Here is a 1,323-nt window from a genome sequence, read left to right on the forward strand (position 1 = left end):
CTGCTTCTCGATCACCAGCGTGTCCAGGCCGCTCGCCGCCGCGGCCACGGCGCCGCACAGACCACCGCCCGAGCCCACGACAACGACGTCAACGGCATGGTCGTAGCTGGCATCCGACTTCGACACGGTGCCCCTCCAGGGAGTGGATGGTTTCGGTACGCTGCCTCAGCCGGCGAGGTACCGGTCGAGTTCGGAGTGCATGTTGCTGATGAGCTGCTCCATCTCGGTGGCGAGACGGTGCTCACGGTAGCTACGCGAATGCAGGCCGCGTTGCTGGCTTGCGATGTTGCTGAAGTCCTGACGCGGGATCAGACCCCAGTTCTCGGTGTCGTCGGAGGCGAAGCGGCCCTTCAGCTTCGCCCGGCCGGGCTCCTCCCCCTCCGGGTACATGGTCAGCGACCACACCTCGAAACGGCACCACTCGGGGTCGTCGTTGTAGGGGCGGACCCGGTACGACAGCGCGTTACCGAACTGGGGAAGCATGAGGAAGTTCGGGAACAGGAAAACCCCGCCACCCCACATCCGCATACCCTCCGGTGTCGGATGCAGCGGGATACCGGCACCCTCGGCGTAGTCGAACAACGCCTTGATCGCCGCCGTCGGGAAGTCCTCACCGGGCGGAACCCGGTTACGCATCCCCCGGAAGACGTTCAGGTCACGTTCGAGGGTCATCGCGTCCTGCCCCTCCCACAGGATCCGCGACCGCTCCAGAAACGCCTCCCCACCACGCCCCTGGGAGACGCCGCCCGCGGTCGGGTCGAACCGGCCCTGGAAACGACCGTGGCCGTTCTCGAACGCGGTGTACTCGACATTCGCGAACGGATAGTCGTCACCCAGACCGAACGTGAGCTGCGGATGCGTCCCCATCACGTGGTAACCCTCGTGGAACGCCTCCTGAGCCACCTTCCAGTTCGCGTTGAGGATCGTCTCCTTCCACCACCACACCCGCATGTTCTCCACGCACACCGCGTCCAGCAACCCCGCTACCGGCGCCAACGCCTCCCGCAACGGACGGGCATCCGGATCCATGTTGATCCACACGCAGGCACCCCACGTGTCGACCCTGCACTCCCGCAGCCGAATGTCCTCCGGGCGCAGGATCTCCGGCGCGAACCCCTCCGCGCCATACACGAACGAGTTACTTCCGTCGAGATTCCACCGCCAGCCATGGAACGGACACACGATCTGCCCACCGGGCAGCCGCCCGGAACCCGAACACAGCTGGGTAGCCCGGTGTCGGCAGGCGTTGTGGAAGGCCTTGACCGAAAGATCGGGCTGCCGCACCACCAGGATCGACTGGTCGCAGATCTCGTACTCGACGAA

1 protein-coding gene is annotated in these 1,323 nt (G+C 65.7%); it reads right to left on the reverse strand.

The window, feature by feature from the left end:
- Positions 1–165: 165 nt before the first annotated feature.
- On the reverse strand, positions 166–1,323 hold a 1,158-nt coding region (locus FMEAI12_RS07710), incomplete at its 5' end, for an SRPBCC family protein (protein ID WP_131628140.1).

Origin of the sequence: Parafrankia sp. Ea1.12 (assembly GCF_900465275.1) — a bacterium.
GTDB lineage: Bacteria > Actinomycetota > Actinomycetes > Frankiales > Frankiaceae > Parafrankia > Parafrankia soli.